The organism is Corynebacterium sp. SCR221107 (genome assembly GCF_027886475.1).
GTDB lineage: Bacteria > Actinomycetota > Actinomycetes > Mycobacteriales > Mycobacteriaceae > Corynebacterium.
Genome location: NZ_CP115670.1, coordinates 1,892,885 through 1,912,443, shown reverse-complemented (window position 1 = coordinate 1,912,443; position 19,559 = coordinate 1,892,885). Strand labels below are relative to the sequence as shown.

The following is a 19,559-nucleotide window of genomic DNA, read 5'->3' as shown; positions in this document are numbered from 1 at the left end:
GACCGCTAAACTAATGCACCATGAGCAATAGCAGTACCCCGTTGGTCTCCCTCGTTGGCGGCGGCCCAGGCGCCTGGGACCTCATCACGGTCCGTGGCATGCACCGCCTTCAGGACGCGGAGGTCATCCTGGCCGATCACCTTGGGCCCGCACCGGAACTGGACAAGCTGTGCGATATCTCCACCAAGGAAGTCATCGACGTGTCCAAACTGCCCTACGGCAAACAGGTGGCTCAGGAAAAGATCAACGAGATGCTGGTCGCATACGCCCAGGCGGGAAAGAAGGTCGTACGCCTGAAAGGCGGTGACCCTTATGTCTTCGGCCGGGGGTTTGAAGAACTACAAGCACTCGCGGCGCACGGGTTCGCAACGGAGGTAGTCCCCGGAGTTACCAGCGCCATCTCGGCACCGGCCTTGGCCGGGATTCCCATCACTCAGCGCGGCGTGGTCCATAGCTTCACGGTGATTTCCGGACACGTGCCGCCGCAGCATCCCACGTGCCTCAACGATTACGCAGCGCTGGCCCACACGGGTGGCACGTTGGCTGTGATCATGGGCGTGAAAAACGCGCCACTCATCGCCCAAGCGCTTATCGACGCCGGCAAGCCCGCAGACACCGCCGCCGCCATCATCCAAGAAGGCAGCACCGAAACGCAGCGCGTCTTCCGTTGCACTCTGGGTACGCTGGCCGACACCATGGCTGCCAACGAAGTCGCGCCACCGGCGGTGTATGTCATCGGCGAGGTCGCGGCTCTCGAAGCTTAAGCCAACGGCCAGGCACCTTTAGCTTTCAGACATGCACCAGGGTGAACACGGCTGCTGAGGCGACTGTGCTGACCCGCACGCGGCCAAGGCTGAACCTAGTGTCCCTAGCCCTCGGTTTTTACAATCACCGTAAGCTCATTGGAACCGGCCTGGGTGGGAAGTTCTGCCTTGAAGCCAGCCTCGGTAGCTGCCTGAGCGACATCTTCAATCGAGCGCGCTGGGGAGTGCGCCAACAGCAGGGTGCGGGCAAGTAAGCCCTTGTAATGCTTGTTGAAGTGGCTTACTACTTTGCGCGTGCCATCCGGATACTGCGATTCCACGCGCACCGTCAGCGCCTGCTTGGCCTTTCCGAGTTGCTGATAGGTTCCCGAACGCAAGTCGATCAGCAACTCCGTTTCGGCAACGGCGCGTAATTCATCGCGAATCAAACTCGACCACCTGGCCTTCATCGTCGGCACCGGCCCGCCCCCGCGACGGGGAAGCTTGGAACCGCCGGACAACCGGTAGTGGGGAATGGCATCGAGGGCCCCGACCAGGCCGAATAAGGCCGAACCGATAGCCACCTTTTCTAGGGCCTCCTTCGGCAAAGAGGAAGGGTCGAGCGCATCGTAGAGCACGCCCGCGTAGCGTCGGAAAGCGCAATCGGTGGGGGAGGAAAACAATGCCTGGTTCATTTCGGCCTCGCCGCGCAGCTTTTCCGAAATACCAAGCACGTCCAACGCATCCTCGACCGGCAAGGCCACGAGATCCTCAGCTATGTCGCGGCGCGCCGGGTTGAGGGAAGGGAAGCGAAGGGCGTCGAAATCAAGTGGCGGGTAATCCCCGCCGACAGACTTAGTCTCGCTTGGAGGCAACACAATAAGCATCCCTCTAGGGTAACCGGGTAACATGTGCAAACATGATTACACGCCTTTCAACCCTGTTTCTTCGCACGCTGCGCGAGGATCCGGCAGACGCAGAAGTACCCAGCCACAAGCTGCTCGTGCGAGCAGGTTACATACGCCGAGTCGCACCCGGCGTGTACACCTGGCTGCCCCTGGGACTGCGCACCCTGCGCAAGATCGAAAATGTCGTGCGCGAGGAGATGGACGGAATCGGCGCCCAGGAGCTGCTGTTCCCGGCGTTGCTTCCTCGCGAGCCCTACGAGCAGACCCATCGCTGGACGGAGTATGGAGACTCGCTGTTTAGGTTGAAAGATCGCAAGGACGCCGATTATCTGCTCGGCCCCACGCATGAGGAGATGTTTGCCTCCGCGGTCAAGGAAATGTACTCCTCCTACAAGGATTTCCCGGTCACCTTGTACCAGATTCAGACGAAGTACCGCGACGAGGAGCGCCCGCGCGCGGGCATTCTGCGCGGACGCGAGTTCGTCATGAAGGACTCCTATTCCTTCGACATGACCGATGAGGGATTGGCACAGTCCTATCAGCGTCACCGCGGGGCCTATCAGCGCATTTTCGATCGCCTCGGGGTTGAATACGTGATTTGTGCCGCAACCTCCGGGGCAATGGGCGGCTCCGCCTCCGAGGAATTTCTGGCAGTGTCCGACAACGGCGAGGACACCTTCGTGCGCGCTACCGAGGGCGACTACGCCGCCAACGTCGAGGCCGTGGTAACCCAGCCTGGCACCCCGCGCCCGATCGAAGGCCAACGAGAGGCTGTGGAGCACGATACCCCGGCTTCGGAGACCATCGAAGCGCTGGTTGATTGGGCACGTTCTGCCGGCATCACCGTCGATGGCCGCGAGGTTGAGGCCTCCGATACGCTCAAGTGCCTCATCGTCAAGGTCACCCAGCCCGGCTCTGAGGAGGCAGAGCTCACCGGCATTCTCCTGCCCGGCGACCGCGAGGTGGACATGAAGCGCCTCGAGGCTTCCTTGGAGCCTGCCGAGGTGGAGCTGGCGGTGGAGGAAGACTTCAAGAAGAATCCCTTCCTTGTCAAGGGGTACGTGGGGCCGCGTGCCCTGCGCGCCAACGGTGTGAAGGTGCTGGCCGATCCGCGCGTCGCCGAAGGTACCGCCTGGATTACCGGCGCGGATGCCCCGCAACGCCACGTCGTCGGTCTCGTCGCGGGCCGCGATTTTGAGGTCGACGGCTTCATCGAGGCCGCCGAGGTCAAAGAGGGCGATCCGGCACCGCTTGGCCAGGGCGTGCTCACCTTGGCCCGCGGCATCGAGATCGGACACATCTTCCAGCTCGGCCGCAAGTACACCAACGCCTTCGACGTGCAGATCCTGGATGAAAACGGCAAGCGCGCCATCCCAACGATGGGTTCCTACGGCATCGGTGTCTCCCGCCTCATGGCCGTACTCGCCGAGCAGCGCCATGACGAGCAGGGCCTGAATTGGCCGCTCGAGGTTGCCCCGTACCAGGTCCATCTGGTGGTGGCCAACAAGGACCAAGCAGCACTTGACGCAGGCGACAAGCTTGTCGCCGAGCTCGACGCAGCGGGCGTGGAGGTACTCTTCGACGACCGCCCGAAGGTGAGCCCAGGCGTGAAGTTCAAGGATTCCGAGCTGCTCGGTATGCCCATCGTGGTCGTGCTTGGACGCGCGTTCAAGGAGGGCAAGGTGGAGATCCGTGTGCGCGGTGGGCAGACCCTTGAGGTGCCTGCCGACGGCGTTGTCGAGGCAGTCAAGCAGATTCTCAGCGCCTAAAAGCCAGGCGAGCACCACCGATAGTCATGACGAGGGTGCACTGAGGCTTAAGAGGCTTAAGAGGATCCACTTGGGGTCCTCTAGGGTCCACCACGACTTACTCGGGCCTAGGTAAGTAAGCAACGAAGAAAGCTTGCTTACCTAGGCCTTTGGCGTGGAAGAACTCAGCGCGGCGCCGTCGGTGCCATTAAGTGCGAGACTTTTCAACTCGTGCACCGTGTTCGTCGTCTCTTGCTGGTACGCACGAGACGGCGCGCACTAGGAGGCGGCGGGTGCAATTGCCTCCGGGGAAACCACATCGCTGGCGTCGCTAGCACCTTCTGTGTCTGCGCCGGATTCATCAGTTGCGGCCGGATCGACAGACGCCACGTCGCCGGACGCCGAGGAATTCGCGGCCGTCTCCGGCGCACTTTCCTCGGGGGTGCTGCCGGTGCTTCTTGAAACGGTCTGCGGTGGAGTTCCGGAGGCCTCAGTGTTGGACGAAGGCTCCGTCGTGTTTAAGGTCCCAGATGTCTCGGCGGCTTCGGTGCTCAAACTGAAATCCACCGGGATCCCGGCGCGAACTGCCTCCTGAGTCAGCAGGCCTGCGATGATGAATGATTGGTAGCGCCATGAATCGGCGCCGGCTTGTGCGGCGGCCTGCATCCATCCCTTGAGTAGGTCGCTTAACAGCGCGGAATAGAATTCCCGGGCGCTGGCGGCATCCGAGACCGTGGGGTAGGTACTGAGGTCGTAGGTGGGTTGGAGGACTGGGATCGCCATGTACTGCGATCCGGTGGTTTCTTCAAGCTTGTTGAGGATCTCGTAGTGGGAGTTGAGCGATTCCTCGAGCAAGGGCAGCAGGTCGGCATCGGCGTAGGCCATGGCCATCTGAAGGCCGTAGGTGAAGCCGAACTCCTGCTCAGTGCGCAGCAGGAGAGTTTCCTCGTCGGCGTTGACAACTGACTTGGGTACGTTGGTATTGGTCTGGATGCTCACGTCTGCGTGATGCAGTGGCGGCAGTGGGCCTAATTGGGCTGCGAGTTGGAGGAATTCCATCAGCACCACAGGCAGGGATTCCTGGGGCACGGTGGCGAGTTGGTCGAGGATGTGAGTTGTGGCCGGGGTGGCGGTATCTACGCCGGTGGGATCCTCGGTGACCTGGCAGCTTTCCGGAACTTGCCCATCGTCATAATGCCCACACAGTCGCTCAATCTCGGACTTTAGCGCTGCCGCGTTGTCTGCACGCAGGGCGGCTACATTCGGATCGGAAGCATCTTTTGCGTCCAGTGCTGCTCGTTGGTAGAGGCTCAGCAGCGTGGGATCCGGGCTAGGGGTGGGGATGAGGCTGCATCCGGTCAGCGTAACACTAGCGACGGCAGCCACTGCGGCCATGCGGGCAGGCATGCCAAATATGCGCCTTATGCTTAACGACGTCCCGCTGTTCGCACTGCCCGCCGCCTGCGTGGTGACAAATGTGGCCGGTGGGTTTGGTTTATTCTTCTTGCGCTGCAGGATCACGCAGAAAAGCATAATAGGTTATCGGCTGCAGGTGGCGGTGCCACCCAGGGCGGGATGAAAAGGACTTCGATCGCTTCTGAGGGGAAGGTGTCTGGTTTGTGCCTGGAGATGAGACTGTGATGTCACGCGCGCAACACGCCTGATGTCCCCGCAAAGGTTGGGGACCGTCCCGAATCGAATGTGTGGCAAGATCAGGTGCATGGCTTTTCCAACAGAAGAACAACTCGCCCAGGCGATCGTCCCAGTTGCCACGCACTACGGCCTCGACCTCGAGGGGATTAAGATTTCGCGCGCGGGGAAGAAGTCCCTGGTGGCTATCGCATTGGACTCCGATGAGCGCGTGAACTCGGACGTTTTGGAGGTGGTCTCCAACGAGCTGTCTGCGCAGTTTGACAAGCTCGAGGAGGCAGGCGAGTTGAACTTCGGTCCGGGATACACCCTTGAAGTTGGAACGCCCGGTACCGATATGCCGCTGCGTCTGCCTCGCCACTGGGCCCGCAATCGGGGTCGGCTGGTCACCATCATCGACGATGGCAAGAAATCCTTGTGGCGCATCGGGGCCCTTAATGAGGCGCAAGATCGGGTCATTGTCATTGCGCGGGTGGGCAAGGTTATGCAGTTAAGAGACCTGGAGTTGGCATCGCATGCGGATTCAATGGTAGAAATTGAGTTTGCACAACCCGTGGCCGACGAGATGGAATTGGTCGCGCTTTCATTCGACGAAGCCTTGGAAAGGCGAGAGGACAACAAGTGAATATCGATATTCAGGCGCTGAAAAACATTGAATCCCAAGCGGGGATCAAGGTTGATGACTTGCTTGAAACCATCGCGAACGCTCTGCTGTTTGCGTACCGGGAGTTCAAGGACACGAAGCCAAGCCCAACCTCGAAGGCGCGCGTGGATATCGATGCAGACACTGGAATTGCCTCCGTCATCGTCTCGGAGTTTGATGAAGACGGTGAGCTTGTCTCCGAATTCGACGACACCCCAGTTAATTTCTCCCGCATCGGTGGACCTGCCGTTCGTGACGCCATCCTTAAGCGGCTCCGCGAGGCTGAGACCTCGCAAGCCTACGATGCCTACTCTAAGTACGAGGGGACCGTGGTCTCCGGCATCGTGCAGGCCGACGCATTCGCCAATGAACGCGGAATCGTCGTGGTTCACCTCGGCACCGAGCTAGAAGGCAAGGACGGCCAGATCCTTCCCGCCGAGCAGATTCCCGGCGAAAAGCTCACCCACGGCGATCGCGTAAAGACTTATGTCGTCGGCGTCGGGCGCAATAACCCGCGTAGCCTCCAAATTAACCTGTCTCGTACCCACCCTGAGCTGGTTCGCAAGCTTTTCGAGCTGGAGGTCCCCGAGGTCGCTGACGGTTCGGTCGAGATTGTCTCCATCGCACGCGAGGCAGGGCACCGCTCCAAGGTTGCCGTTCGTGCCACCAAGAAGGGGCTCAACGCCAAGGGTGCTTGCATCGGCCCGCGCGGTCAGCGCGTGAACAACATCATGCGTGAGCTGGGTGGCGAAAAGATTGACATCATCGACTATTCCGAGGATCCGGCAGTCTACGTGGGCAACTCCTTGGCGCCGTCGAAGGTAGTTCACGTCGAAGTCATCGATCTTGCAGCCCAGTCTGCCCGCGTGACCGTGCCGGACTACCAGCTCTCGCTGGCTATCGGAAAAGAAGGCCAAAATGCCCGCTTGGCCGCACGTTTGACCGGCTGGAAGATCGATATCCGTTCCGACGCGAGCTAAGAAGTACCGCCGTTGGCCCATAGCCGAGCAGCATATGACCCTAAGGACATCATTCCTTAGGGTTTTTGCTTTCCGACGCCACGGTGTGCGACCTCTCGGCGATGGTACACGCCAACATTCATGGTTCGACCTAGCGGCGTTTGCCTGGTGAGCGGATTTGCTTGCAGGGCTGCTCGTGGTGACGAGGATCCTAGGCCTGTGAACAGCGCCGGTGCGTGATGCCTGGAGACTGGGCTCACATGGGAAAGCTAACACGCGGGGCTGCTTTGGTAAGAAAGTCACAGTCGGCGGATCGATGGCAAGCTCAGTGCTCGATGATGAGGTAGTAAAAGGGCATGGTTAGGCAACTGCCTGAAAACCTTGGTGCGGGTGTGTCCTAATGAGAAAACTACGCCTCCAGGGCTGGGTGAGGATGAGTTATGTTTTCGTTGTATCTGGGTAGCACCTGCGAAACATATAGGTGGTCAAACTCATTTGATAATTGCCCCAGTTGGGGGCAATGGCGTACACTGTCCTTCGGCCCAAAACATGTTCCGCGACGTAGCGTGCGTCCTTTTGTCTTGACAGGCAGGCAGGGGTGCGCGCTGATAAATGAGAATGCTGTAAACGCGCTCTCATACGTGTGGGGCGAACGTGGTTGAAAATATAAGTAGCAGTAATCAGCAAGGAGTTGGATGAATCGAGAGGCCATGGGGAAAGGGAGCGCACAGCACCTTCCTACATCTTCCGAACCAATCCGTACCTGTATTGCAACTGCGACACGCAAACCCCAGTCCCAGCTCCTTCGAGTCGTGCTGGATCCTCGGGATCCCACCAGGCTCATGGCTGATCCCCGCAAACGTGCGGGTGGGCGCGGGGCGTGGATTACTCCCACCATCGATGCTTTGGAGCTGGCTGAAAAACGTCGCGCATTCGCGAGGGCGTTGCGGGTGTCTACCAACGTAGACACAGGTCGCGTGCGCGCGTACCTAGTTACGAACCGCGCCACACAGACCCGAGAGTAAAAGGAAGACCGAACACTGATGAGCACACGATGAAGCATCAGCGATGAACGTCACGATCAACAAGGTTGGAAGCTCACGATAGAACCCGCACGCCGGGCACTATCGAAGAACTTCCTTCCGTAACACAAGGAGAGAAGTGCCCGGAAAGCTACGTGTACATGAGCTTGCAAAGCAGCTCGGTGTAACAAGCAAGGAACTGCTCGCAACCCTGAAAGAACAGGGCGAGTTCGTCAAGACTGCGTCTTCGACCATCGAACCTCCGGTGGTCAAGAAGATGAAGGAGCACTACGGCGCAACCGCCGAAAAGAAGTCGGCGCCAGCCGCAGCACAGGCCGCGGCCCCTGCACCTTCTAAGCCTGCCACGCCGAAGCCGGCAGCGCCTAAGCCTGCGCGTCCGGCGCAGAAGGCTGCATCCCCGGTATCCCCGGCAACCCCGGCAGCTAAGACCTCAGCAGCATCGACCCCAGGCTCGGCAGTAAAGCCGGCCGCCCCAACCCCCGGAGCACAGGCAAAGTCGGCAGCGCCAAAGCCTGCCGCACCGAAGCCAGCGGCGCCGAAATTTGAGTCTGCAGCTAAGCCGCAAGCCACCCCTGGTGCGATGCCTCGTCCGCAGGCGCGCCCAGGTGCCACCGCTGCTCGTCCGGGTCCGAAGCCAGGTGCCCGCGCGCCTCGAGTGGCAAATAACCCATTTTCTACCGGTGGCGGAGAGCGCCCGGCTCCTCGTCCAGGTGGCGGCCCACGCCCAGGTAGAAATCGGCCGAACGCCAACGGCGAGCGTGGCCCCCGCCCAGGCGGCAACCGTGAACGCCAAGGCGGTCAGGGCCAACAGCGTCGTGATTCCCGTCCGGCACAGGGCCAGTCCTCAGGCGGTCAGGAGCGTCAGGGTGGTGGACGTCGTCCTTCGCCTGCCATGATGCCGACGCATCCGAACCCAGGCCAGATGCCTACCCGCGCTGCTTCAGGCGGTCGTGGTGGGCGCGGCGGTCAGGGTGGCCAGGGCGGTCAAAACGGTCCGGGCCAGGGTGGCTTCGGAGGCCGCGGTGGCGGAGCTGGGCGCGGTGGTCGCCGCGGCGGCACCGCTGGAGCTTTCGGCCGTCCGGGTGGCGCACCTCGCAAGGGGCGTAAGTCGAAGCGGCAGAAGCGCAACGAGTACGAGGCAATGCAGGCACCGAACGTCATTGGTGGCGTTCGCCTGCCTGACGGTGGCGGCGCTACCGTGCGCCTTGCCCGCGGCGCGTCACTGTCTGACTTCGCGGAGAAGATCGGTGCGGAGCCAGCAGCACTGGTGCAGGCGCTGTTCAACCTCGGTGAGATGGTTACTGCTACCGCCTCCGTCAGCGAAGAGACGTTGATGCTGCTGGGCGATGAGATGAACTATGTGGTTCAGGTTGTCTCCCCTGAAGACGAGGACCGCGAGCTGCTTGAGTCCTTCGACCTCCAGTTCGGTGAGGACGAAGGTACCGAGGAAGACCTCGAGGTTCGTCCTCCAGTGGTGACCGTCATGGGTCACGTCGACCACGGTAAGACCCGACTGTTGGATACCATCCGTAAGACCAACGTCGGTTCCGACGAGGCCGGTGGCATCACCCAGGGCATCGGCGCCTACCAGGTGACCGTGAATGTCGATGGCAATCCACGCAAAATTACCTTCCTGGATACCCCAGGGCACGAGGCGTTTACCGCCATGCGTGCCCGTGGTGCGAAGTCCACCGATATCGCCGTGCTCGTCGTTGCTGCTGACGACGGTGTCATGCCGCAGACCGTTGAGGCTATCAATCACGCCAAGGCCGCAGATGTGCCCATCGTGGTTGCCGTGAACAAGATCGATAAGCCGGGGGCTTCCCCGGAGAAGATCCGTGGCCAGCTGACCGAATACGGCCTCGTGCCGGAAGAGTACGGTGGCGACACGATGTTCGTGGACATCTCCGCAAAGCAGAACATCAACATTGATGGGTTGCTCGAGGCAGTCTTGCTGACCGCCGATGCCTCGCTGGATCTGCGCGCGAACCCGGATATGCCTGCTCAGGGTGTGGCTATTGAGGCTCACCTCGACCGTGGCCGTGGTCCAGTTGCCACCGTTATCGTCCAGCGCGGTACCCTCCGTGTTGGTGATTCCGTCGTCGCTGGCGACGCCTATGGTCGCGTGCGTCGCATGGTTGACGAGTTCGGCAACGACGTCGAAGAAGCAGGTCCGTCCCGCCCTGTCCAGATGCAAGGTCTCAATGGCGTGCCAGGAGCCGGCGACAACTTGCTCGTGGTTGAGGATGACCGTGTCGCACGTCAGATCGCCAACCAGCGCAACGCCCGCAAGCGTAACGCGCTGGCTGCGAAGTCTCGCAAGCGTGTCTCCCTCGAGGATCTGGATGCAGTGCTCAAGGAGACCTCGACCCTCAACCTCATCCTCAAGGGTGACAACGCGGGCTCCGTGGAAGCCCTCGAGGAGGCCTTGCTCAAGATCGAGGTGGACGACGAGGTTCAGCTCAACATCATCGACCGTGGTGTTGGTGCCGTCACCCAGACCAACGTCTCCTTGGCTGCTGCCTCTGACGCTGTCATCATCGCCTTCAACGTGCGCGCTGAGGGCAAGGCTACTGAGGAAGCCAACGCCGAGGGCGTAGATATCCGTTACTACACGGTTATCTACCGCGCCATCGAAGAGGTGGAGCAGGCTCTCAAGGGCATGCTCAAGCCAATCTACGAGGAGCGCGAGGTTGGTCGGGCGGAGATCCGCGCAATCTTCAAGGCTTCTGCTGTCGGCCTGATTGCAGGTTGTATGGTCGAAACCGGCAAGGTTCGTCGCAACGCCTCTATTCGCCTCATCCGCGACGGCAACGTCATCGCCGACAACGCAACCATCGAGTCGCTGCGTCGCGAAAAGGACGATGTCACTGAGGTCTCCGCAGGTTATGAGTGCGGTATGGTCCTGTCCTACCCGGATATTCAGGTAGGTGACATCATCGAGGTCTTCGAGCAGGTAGAAGTTCCTCGCACCTAAGTACTGTCGCTAGTTGCTGCCCTTGGCTGGACGCGAGGGGCAGCGGCTGCTGCGCCTAGTACTGCTGGTCATTCCCGTGCACCATGGGGTGTGACCTCCAATGGCGGGCTCGCCTTCACGATGAGGGCGAGCCCGCTTTTGCACAAGCTCATGCGCTTTGTGAGGCAGGGTTTTCGCTGCGCTGTTGGGATGATTCGTGCTTCGGGAAGAGATAAGACACGACGGTGCGATCACAGCGGGTGAAGTCCTGCTCGTGCAGACGCAGGGGCGGTTAAGATTGCATACGTCAGAATGTGGCGCGGTGTCCATGGTCTCCATGGGCTGAGGCACGCCTGTGGTCGTCGGAAAGCAAAAATGCAACGGTGACCGCTGGTGAAGCAGCAAACCCAGCCACATCCAGGCGGTGCCTGCAGGGACAACCAGTGCGCCATTATTATGGCCATGTGCGCTATGTCGCGCGTGCGGATGTGCTTGTGTGGCAATGCACGATTTCACTTCGATCCACTATGAGGAGAACCGACATGGCTGACCACGCACGCGCGGCACGGCTGGCAAAAAGGATTCAGACGATCGTCGCCACGGCGATCGAACGCGAAATCAAAGACAATCGCTTGGAATATGTCACCATCACCGACACCCGGGTCACAGGCGACCTCCATGACGCAACGATTTTCTACACGGTCCGCGGCCGCACCATCGACCAGGAACCAGACGTTAAGGCTGCGGCCGAGGCGCTGCACCGCGCCAAAGGGCAGCTTCGCAAGATTGTCGGCGAGCAGCTTTCGGTCCGGTTTACCCCAACCTTGAAGTTCGAGTTTGACTCCGTTCCTGAGGCAACTGCACACATGGAGGAGCTGCTGGCGCGCGCCCGCGCCCGCGACGAAGAATTGGCCAGGTTGAAGGCAAACGCGGTGCCAGCGGGTGACGCAGATCCTTATAAGAAGTCTCCTGAAGAGGACTAACAACCCCACGGTTGCAGTGACAACTGATTAGACTAGGGGTGTATTTGCCTGGCGGGGAATGCCCGGAGCACCAGCTACGTACTCGTTTGTGAGCTCGTAATGAGCAGGAGGGAATTTTTCGCCTTGTTTGCCACCGCTGACCCGCTCTCTTTGCCTGAGGCATTTACCTTAGCCACGCAAAAGATCATGGCTGCCGAAACGATTGCGGTGATCGGCCACGTCAATCCCGACGCTGACGCAATTGGCAGCATGTGTGCATGTGTGGCCGCTTTTCGGCAGCTTGGCAAGCAATCGTTTGGACTGATTGGGCAACGACGCCCATTAGACCCTGAGACAAGCTCAATCCCGGGCTGGGACGACATCCGGGTCGTCGATCACATGCCCGAAGCAGACGTTGTCGTGGTGGTCGATTGCGGGGCGTCGTCTCGCACCGGATCCTTGCAACCCGAGGTCCTCGAGAATCCCAACCGCGTGATCTTGGTGGATCACCACGCCACCAACCTCGGTTTCGGCGGGGTCAATCTCATCGACAAGCAAGCCGAGTCCACCACGACGGTATTGCGGGAGTGGTTCCGTTATCTCGACATCACCCTGGATCGCGACATCGCACACTGCCTTTATGCAGGATTGATTACGGACACCGGCGGTTTTCGTTGGGGCAGGCCCAGCATGCATCAGCTGGCCAAAGAGCTCGTCGATAATGGTTTGGACATTCGAACCATCGGCAATGAGCTTTTCGACGGCGGGACCGTTGCCGACCTCGTCATGATTGGAAAGGTCCTCGAAGACCTGCGCAAGGTCGAGGTGGGAGCGCTTTCCGTGGTCTTTGCCATTGCCTCGCGGGATCGCATCCGCGGGCATTCGCAGTCTTCGGTCGAGGGAATCGCGGATATGATTCGAGGTGTCTCCGACGGGGATGTCGTCGTTGTCCTCAAGGAATACTCGGCCGGGGACTGGGCGGTATCACTGCGCTCGATGAAGTATGACGTCTCCCATGTGGCTCGCGACCTCGGCGGTGGCGGGCACGTGAGCTCAGCTGGATTTACCACGTTTGGCACCACTGAACACGTCATCGCGCAGATCATCGATTCCATTGCCTCAGAGTGCATCAGATGCAGATAATGCTTGAGCATTGGTGGCTGCGTGAGTCTCTGTCATTCTCGAGTTCGCCTCGCCCTTTTGCCTGAAGAACTTCCAGCCGCTGCAGCCTGAGCTCGGCCGCCTGGCGGTAGAAGAACCGGTGGCCTGAAGCAAGAACATGGTGCCCACTAAAGGCAAGGGGATTCGTCACTACACTATGTGAGGTGAACTCCCACAGACGCAATAAGGACACCCACCAAACTTCCGCGCATGAGAAGCCTCGTGGCGCCGGGGCCAGCAGCGAGCCGGGTGCGGGAGGCGATCACGCAAGGGTCAGCATGTCAACGGTGTTGGCGCTCGCGCTGCCGGCGCTGGGCGTGCTGTCGGCGACTCCATTGTTCTTGTTGCTCGATACATCCGTGGTCGGTCATACGTCAGCGCTCAACCTCGCCGCACTCGGTGCCGGTACGACGATCTATTCGCAGGTGACCACCCAGCTCACCTTTTTGTCCTATGGCACCACGGCCAGGGCATCTCGCGCCTTTGGGGCGGGGAAAAGAGACCAGGCAATCATGGAAGGCGTTCAAGCCACCTGGGTCGCCCTCGCCGTGGGAATAGTTCTTTGCATCCTGGTGTGGGGAGGTGCCCCCACGCTGGCGCTGTGGTTGAGCTCCGATGCCGGCGTCGCGGAGCTGTCAGCGAGGTGGTTGCGCGTGACAGCTTTTGGCATTCCGCTGGTGTTGTGCGTTATGGCGGGCAATGGTTGGCTGCGCGGGATCCAAAATACTCGCTTACCACTTGCCTTTACGTTGGCCGGCGTGATTCCCGGCGCGATCGCGATTCCCTTCTTCGTGGCGCGCTGGGGCATCGTGGGGTCCGCTGTCGCCAATTTCATGGGTACCGCGATTACAGCTTCGTTGTTTTTGGGGTGTTTGTGGTACACCTTCCGGCGCACGGGGGACCAAGGAAAACGGGGTTCGTGGCGCCCGGATGTGTCGATCATCAGGCAGCAGCTTCGGATGGGTTCGCACTTGATCGTTCGATCGTTGAGTTTTCAGGTTTGCTTTATCAGCGCGGCAGCGGTGGCAAGCCGTTTTGGCTCGGCCTCACTTGCAGCGCATCAGGTGTTGTTGCAGCTGTGGAATTTTCTTTCACTGGTCTTGGATTCGCTTGCCATCGCAGCCCAGACGCTCACGGGGGCTGCATTGGGTGCAGGTGCGGTGCGCAGGGCGCGCGCTGTGGGGGTGAAAGTGGTGACCTATTCGACGGTGTTCGCCATTGTCCTGGCAGGAGTCTTCGCCCTTGGGTGGCAAGCGATTCCGCGGCAATTTAGTAGCGATGCGGCCGTGTTGGAGGCAATCGCCGGTCCCTGGTGGTTGCTTATCGTTTTGATCGTGCTGGGTGGGGTGGTGTTCGCCTTTGATGGGGTTTTGCTGGGGGCGGGTGACTCCGCGTTCTTGCGCAATCTTACGATTTCGGCTGCCCTGCTCGGCTTCTTGCCATTTGTGTGGGCGTCACTGTACTTCGACTTTGGTTTGATTGGAGTGTGGGTTGGTCTCGTTACCTTCGTTGCCATTCGTCTTATAGGTGTAGCATGGCGGTTTCAGTCCATGCGATGGGCGAAAACGGGACAATGACGGGCGTGGCCCCGCAAGGCGTGCGCACCGTCAAGCGTCGTTGGGCAACCTTAGCTGGAGTGGGCATCGTTGCACGCCGCACCCGCAGGCATTGCGAGTTAAATCCCAGGCGAATTGGATTCGTTCCAGATCCGGGTGCGCTTGTGGGCGTGCGGAGTCGGCTATCGAGTGCCTTGGTGCCGGAACCATGGCGGAGCTTCCCAGCTGTCGATCCTCATTGTGACGGTCGAAGTTGGGGTAAATCGCACGTCGTTCGTTCGTTGTCAAATGGCGTGATGAGATGATGTGGAAGTATTTGAGTCCAATTGAAAGGTGCGGTTGCGGTGACGCAGACACTGTGGGCCGTCGCGGATTTGCACGCGGCGGTGAAGGCTAACGCCCCGTGGATCGACGCTATCCAGCCGAAGGATCCGGGCGATTGGCTCATCGTGGCTGGTGACGTTGCCGAGCGTACTGAGCTGGTGTTGCAGGTGCTCAATACGTTGCGGAAGCGTTTCGCGCGGGTGATCTGGGTGCCCGGCAATCATGAGCTGTTTTCTCGTTCCACTGACCGCCATCAGGGGCGAGCGAAATACGACGAGCTTGTGGAAGGCTGCCGTCGCATCGATGTGTTAACACCTGAGGATCCGTATCCGGTTTTTGGCGGCGTCACCCTCGTGCCCTTGTTTACCTTGTACGACTATTCCTTCAAGCCGCAGGAACTGACTGTGGAGCAGGCGGTGCAGGCTGCCCGCGACAAGCAGGTTATGCTTACCGACGAATTTGCCATCGCGCCCTTCGTCGACGTGCGTGCGTGGTGTTGGGATCGCCTGGCCTATTCAGTGCGCAGGCTATCGCGTGTGCAAGGACCGACGATCCTCATTAACCACTGGCCACTGGTGGTGGAGCCGGTCAATCAATTGCGTTTGAAAGAAATCGGGCTGTGGTGCGGGACCCGTCACACCCGCACCTGGGCGCAGCGTTACAACGCCCAGCGCGTGGTCTATGGGCACCTGCACATGCCGGGGACTGTGAACGTCGATGGCATCGTCCACGAGGAGGTCTCTTTGGGTTATCCGCGTGAGTGGGGACGATTGCCCGAGGATCGACAGTGGCCGATTCCAGTCATGGAGGTGAAGTGATGCTTGATGCCAAGCTTTTTCCCTCCAGCGCACAGTTCGTTGTGAAAAAGGTCGACAAGGACCACCCCGATCTGAGCAATTTCCACGGTTTGCACCCCTTGGAGCGGGCGCTAGTCGCCCATGCGGTCGACGTCCGCAAGGCGGAATTTGGCGATGCGCGGTGGTGTGCGCATCAGGCGCTGAAGAAACTCGATCGCGACACCGGGGAGCCGATCCTGCGTGGGGAACGGGGAATGCCGCTGTGGCCGGCATCGGTGTCGGGCTCGCTTACGCATACCGACGGCCTGCGCGCCGCCGTTGTTGCCCCGCGGTTGTTGGTCCGCTCCATGGGCCTTGACGCGGAAATAGCTGAGCCACTTCCCGAGGGGGTTTTGGGATCGATCTCGCGCGTCAGTGAGCTCGCCCAGTTGGATTACCTCAAAGACAAGGGCGTCGAATGCGCTGATCGCTTGTTGTTTTGTGCGAAGGAAGCCACCTACAAGGCGTGGTTTCCTCTGACTCGTCGGTGGCTGGGTTTTGAACAGGCAGAGATCGATATCCGCGATGACGGCACCTTTGTTTCTTACCTCCTTGTTCGCCCGACACCGGTGCCGTTTATCGAAGGCAAGTGGATGATTCAAGACGGCTACATCGTGGCCACTACCGCGGTGGTCTAGTAACGGCGATTGTCGGGCGGGCGTATCGGGCCTGATTGAGGGAGGCGACGTGCTTGCCTCCTGCACCGGCTCGTCGCCTTGACGAGGGATCCTGCGATTCTCATGCTTGCGAATCTTTGCCTGACGGGGTGCGGAATTCGCCGCTGCGGGTAGTCTGCGTCAGCGCAGATCACCTCTACGTTGCGTTGATTTTCCACTTTCGCGCAGCCCTAGGGCGAGCCGGGGGTGACCACCTGCGCGGGTGGAAGGGGAGGGGATTCTTAATGTGGCCGTGGGAGGAGAAACGGTCCTTAAGCCGGGCTAGGAAAGCGTGGATGGGCGTGCGACAAAGATGGTCGATAGGCGCTTTCCCTTTTCCTTGATGAGTGCGATCGCCTTGCCATCGGGTCCCACCGCAGCGTGAATGCCGTCAAGGCCGCGGGGTTCGAGCCATTTGCCCATAGCGAGTGCTTCCGCCTCCTGCGCGGTGGCCGAGAACACGGGATAGGTGCGCGTGAGCGCCTCGTCAAGGCTCAGCGACAGGCGCGGATTGTCCTCGAGTTCTTCGAGCCGATAGGCGTCGGCAAGCGTAAACGGGCCGACCGCCGTGCGACGCAGTGCGGTGAGATGCCCGCCGGTGCCCAGCGCGAGTCCCAGATCGCGGGCGAGGGAGCGGATATACGTCCCAGAACTGCAATCGACCTCGACGTCGAGGTCGACAAACGCCCCTTCACGCCGAGTTTCTAACACATCAAAGCGGAAAATCGTCACGGGGCGTGCGGGAATATCAACCGCTACGCCTTCGCGGACGAGTTGGTGCGCGCGCTTACCATCGATCTTGATGGCGCTGACTGCAGCCGGTTTTTGCATGATGGTGCCGGTGAGTGAGTCGATTTCTTCCTTGATGCGCTCGTCGTTGAGGTCGGCTGCGCTTTTTTCAAAAACAACCTCGCCCTCGCGGTCATCGGTGGTGGTTGCCGCACCGAGGCGGATCGTTGCCGCATAGGATTTGGTGTCAGTGACCATATGCGCCAAGTACTTCGTGCCGCGTTCAATTCCCAACACGAGCACCCCCGTTGCCATGGGATCGAGGGTGCCGGAGTGGCCGACTTTCTTGGTGTGGAAATAGCGACGGAGGCGAGAAACCACATCGTGAGAGGTCATTCCGGCGGGTTTATCCACCACTACGAGACCCGAAGTTGCAAGGGGATCATTCATGAACACCAGTCTATGTCGTAGGCTATTGGGCGTGGATATCTGGCACGGACTAGAAGAAGTACCCGCATCCCTTGATGCATCAGTGGTCACCATCGGCGTATTCGACGGGATTCACCGCGGACACCGGACGCTTATCGCCAAGGCAACAACCAGGGCAACCGAACTCGGTGTGCCCAGCATCTTGTTGACCTTCAACCCGCACCCCTTGGCCATTTTGCGCCCGGATCGCATGCCCCCGATGCTGGGCTCGGTGCGAGAGCGTGCCGACCTCGCCGACGAGCTCGGGGTGGAGCACATGTTGGCCTTGAGCTTCAATGCCGACATGGCCCGCCTGGAACCGGAGGAGTTTTTCACTCAGGTCCTCATGGACACCTTGCATGCACGGGTCGTGGTGGTGGGGGAGAACTTCACCTTTGGTTACAAGGCGGCGGGCACGACCGATACCCTCAAGCAGCTGGGTGAAAAATACGGCGTGGAAATCGAGGTGCTTCCGCTGTTGGCAGAAGACGGTACCGTGTTGTGTTCCACGCTGATCCGAAACTGCCTCGCCGCCTCCGATGTCAAGCGCGCCAACTGGGCGCTGGGGCGCGCCTACTCCGTGAAGGGGCAAGTCGTGCGTGGCGCGGGCCGCGGTGGCAAGGAGCTGGGCTTCCCCACGGCGAACCTCTATTTCCCGGACTCGGTTGCACTGCCTGCCGACGGCGTCTACGCCGGCTGGCTTCGCGTCGTCTCCCCGGCGCCTATCGACGGCGACATGGAACATGATGTGCGCTACATGGCGGCGATTTCCGTGGGACATAACCCCACCTTCGGCGATGAACGCCGCAGCGTGGAATCTTTCGTGTTGGATCGCTCCGCCGACCTCTACGGGCACACCGTGGTCGTTGAGTTTGTGGACTTCGTGCGCGGAATGGAGAAGTTCTCCAGCGTTGAAGAGCTCCTCGAGGCGATCAACAACGATGTGGCACAAGTGCGCAAGGCGCTTGCCGACGCCTAAAGGCTTCCAGGGGGAAAGACCGCCTTTCGCCCTGCGCGACAATTCAATTCCGTCAGCTATTTCGAAACTCCACACAAGGAAAAAGACCCCACGATGGCAAAGAAAGTAATCCTCGACCTCGACACCGGCATCGATGACGCGCTTGCCTTGGCTTATGCGCTTGGTTCGCCTGAGCTTGAGCTCATCGGCATCACCGCTACCTACGGTAACGTGCTCGTTGAAGACGGTGCCCGCAACGACCTAGCCCTCCTCGAGTTGTTCGGACGCCCGGACATTCCGGTATTCGTCGGTGAGCCTCACGCGCTGGCCAAGGACTCATTTGAGGTACTGGAAATTTCTGCCTTCATCCACGGGCACAATGGCATCGGGGAAGTGGCTGTAGCCGACGCTGCGGCAAAGGTACAGGAAAAATCCGCGGTGGACTTCCTGATTGAGTCCGTCCATACCTACGGCGATGAGCTCATCATCATCCCCACGGGTGCCATGACCAACATCGCAACCGCGATCGAGAAAGACCCCAGCTTCGCCGACAACGCGCACATCGTGTTCATGGGTGGCGCGCTGACTGTGCCGGGAAACGTGGCGCCATGGGCGGAAGCCAATATTAACCAGGATCCCGAGGCTGCCGACATCATGGTGCGTAAGACCGCCGACATCACCATGATTGGCTTGGACGTGACCCTGCAAACCCTGCTCACCTACAAGGAGACCAAGCAGTGGCGTGCGCTGGGAACCCCGGCGGGTACCTTCCTTGCCGATGCCACCGATTATTACATCAAGGCCTACGACACCACCGCGCCGCACCTGGGCGGCTGTGGCCTGCACGATCCGCTGGCAGTCGGCGTTGCGGTCGACCCCAGCCTGGTCACCTTGCTGCCGATCAACTTGAAGGTGGATACCGAAGGCGCAACCAGGGGCCGGACCATTGGCGATGAGACCCGGCTCAACGATCCGCACAAGAATGCCAAGGTGGCAGTCGGCGTGGATGTTTCCCGCTTCCTCGAGGAGTTCATGACCCGCATTGGGCGCGTTGCCTCGGGCCAGTAGTTGGTTAAGCCAATAGGCTATCGATTCGCTTGGTGACGCCACCGTTAGGCGTCGCAAGCACAAAACGCCCCTGCACACCACCTGTGGGGAATGGGGGACGATAGCGATGATATTTTCGACAATCGCGCCAAGAGCTTGGCCTTAGACACTATGTGTGGTGGGGGAGCGCGGGGTGTGATGGCACCTTGGCG

General features: G+C 60.2%; 15 protein-coding genes and 1 pseudogene. 13 read left to right on the top strand and 3 right to left on the bottom strand.

Going from position 1 to position 19,559, the window contains the following annotated elements; all coding sequences use genetic code 11:
- Nucleotides 1-20: 20 nt before the first annotated feature.
- Nucleotides 21-764 carry a uroporphyrinogen-III C-methyltransferase gene (gene cobA / locus PAB09_RS08255; RefSeq protein WP_271033209.1) on the top strand — a complete coding sequence of 248 codons (744 nt, stop codon included), beginning with the start codon at nt 21-23 and terminating at the stop codon, nt 762-764.
- Nucleotides 765-868: 104 nt separating this feature from the next.
- Here the strand turns inward: cobA and yaaA are convergent, their stop codons facing one another.
- Nucleotides 869-1,630, bottom strand: coding sequence for a peroxide stress protein YaaA (gene yaaA / locus PAB09_RS08250; RefSeq protein ID WP_271033208.1), 762 nt, complete (start codon nt 1,628-1,630; stop codon nt 869-871).
- A gap of 32 nt (nt 1,631-1,662) precedes the next feature.
- Between yaaA and PAB09_RS08245 the strand changes: the two genes are divergently transcribed.
- Nucleotides 1,663-3,420 (top strand): proline--tRNA ligase, encoded by a 1,758-nt coding sequence (locus tag PAB09_RS08245; protein WP_271033207.1) that lies wholly within the window; start codon nt 1,663-1,665, stop codon nt 3,418-3,420.
- A 258-nt stretch (nt 3,421-3,678) separates the two neighbouring features.
- On the opposite strand, the gene PAB09_RS08240 is transcribed toward PAB09_RS08245, so the two are convergent.
- The gene (locus tag PAB09_RS08240; RefSeq protein ID WP_271033206.1) at nt 3,679-4,806 is read right to left on the bottom strand and encodes a hypothetical protein; all 1,128 of its coding nucleotides are present in this window, start codon (nt 4,804-4,806) and stop codon (nt 3,679-3,681) included.
- A gap of 313 nt (nt 4,807-5,119) precedes the next feature.
- Here PAB09_RS08240 and rimP point away from each other — a divergent pair, with 313 nt between their 5' ends.
- From rimP to PAB09_RS08195, 9 genes and pseudogenes are all read left to right on the top strand, one after another.
- The gene (rimP, locus tag PAB09_RS08235) at nt 5,120-5,674 is read left to right on the top strand and encodes a ribosome maturation factor RimP (RefSeq protein ID WP_271033205.1); all 555 of its coding nucleotides are present in this window, start codon (nt 5,120-5,122) and stop codon (nt 5,672-5,674) included.
- Nucleotides 5,671-6,672, top strand: a complete 1,002-nt coding sequence (nusA, locus tag PAB09_RS08230; protein WP_271033204.1) for a transcription termination factor NusA — start codon at nt 5,671-5,673, stop codon at nt 6,670-6,672. Before rimP ends, nusA begins: the two co-directional genes overlap by 4 nt.
- Nucleotides 6,673-7,346: 674 nt before the next feature.
- A pseudogene (locus PAB09_RS08225) lies at nt 7,347-7,695 on the top strand (YlxR family protein).
- Nucleotides 7,696-7,812: 117 nt separating this feature from the next.
- Entirely contained in the window at nt 7,813-10,671 is a 2,859-nt protein-coding gene (gene infB, locus PAB09_RS08220; RefSeq protein WP_271033202.1) for a translation initiation factor IF-2, read from the top strand.
- Between the two features lie 521 nt (nt 10,672-11,192).
- Nucleotides 11,193-11,633, top strand: coding sequence for a 30S ribosome-binding factor RbfA (gene rbfA / locus PAB09_RS08215; protein WP_271033201.1), 441 nt, complete (start codon nt 11,193-11,195; stop codon nt 11,631-11,633).
- Between the two features lie 99 nt (nt 11,634-11,732).
- On the top strand, nt 11,733-12,755 hold the full coding sequence (locus PAB09_RS08210; RefSeq protein ID WP_271033200.1) for a DHH family phosphoesterase: 1,023 nt from the start codon (nt 11,733-11,735) through the stop codon (nt 12,753-12,755).
- 296 nt (nt 12,756-13,051) lie between these two features.
- Nucleotides 13,052-14,350: an MATE family efflux transporter gene (locus PAB09_RS08205; RefSeq protein WP_271035343.1), complete on the top strand. Its 1,299-nt coding sequence runs from the start codon at nt 13,052-13,054 to the stop codon at nt 14,348-14,350.
- A 323-nt stretch (nt 14,351-14,673) separates the two neighbouring features.
- Nucleotides 14,674-15,471: a metallophosphoesterase family protein gene (locus tag PAB09_RS08200; protein WP_271033199.1), complete on the top strand. Its 798-nt coding sequence runs from the start codon at nt 14,674-14,676 to the stop codon at nt 15,469-15,471.
- Nucleotides 15,471-16,127: a 4'-phosphopantetheinyl transferase family protein gene (locus PAB09_RS08195; RefSeq protein WP_271033198.1), complete on the top strand. Its 657-nt coding sequence runs from the start codon at nt 15,471-15,473 to the stop codon at nt 16,125-16,127. Before PAB09_RS08200 ends, PAB09_RS08195 begins: the two co-directional genes overlap by 1 nt.
- Nucleotides 16,128-16,427: 300 nt before the next feature.
- Here PAB09_RS08195 and truB read toward each other — a convergent pair whose 3' ends face one another.
- Complete coding sequence (gene truB, locus PAB09_RS08190) at nt 16,428-17,324, bottom strand: tRNA pseudouridine(55) synthase TruB (RefSeq protein WP_271033197.1); 897 nt, start codon at nt 17,322-17,324, stop codon at nt 16,428-16,430.
- On the opposite strand from truB, the gene PAB09_RS08185 reads away from it, so the two are divergent.
- Both PAB09_RS08185 and PAB09_RS08180 read left to right on the top strand, forming a co-directional pair.
- Entirely contained in the window at nt 17,323-18,321 is a 999-nt protein-coding gene (locus PAB09_RS08185) for a bifunctional riboflavin kinase/FAD synthetase (protein ID WP_271033196.1), read from the top strand. The genes truB and PAB09_RS08185 overlap by 2 nt on opposite strands.
- Before the next feature lie 93 nt (nt 18,322-18,414).
- Entirely contained in the window at nt 18,415-19,368 is a 954-nt protein-coding gene (locus tag PAB09_RS08180; RefSeq protein ID WP_271033195.1) for a nucleoside hydrolase, read from the top strand.
- The last annotated feature ends 191 nt before the right edge of the window (nt 19,369-19,559 follow it).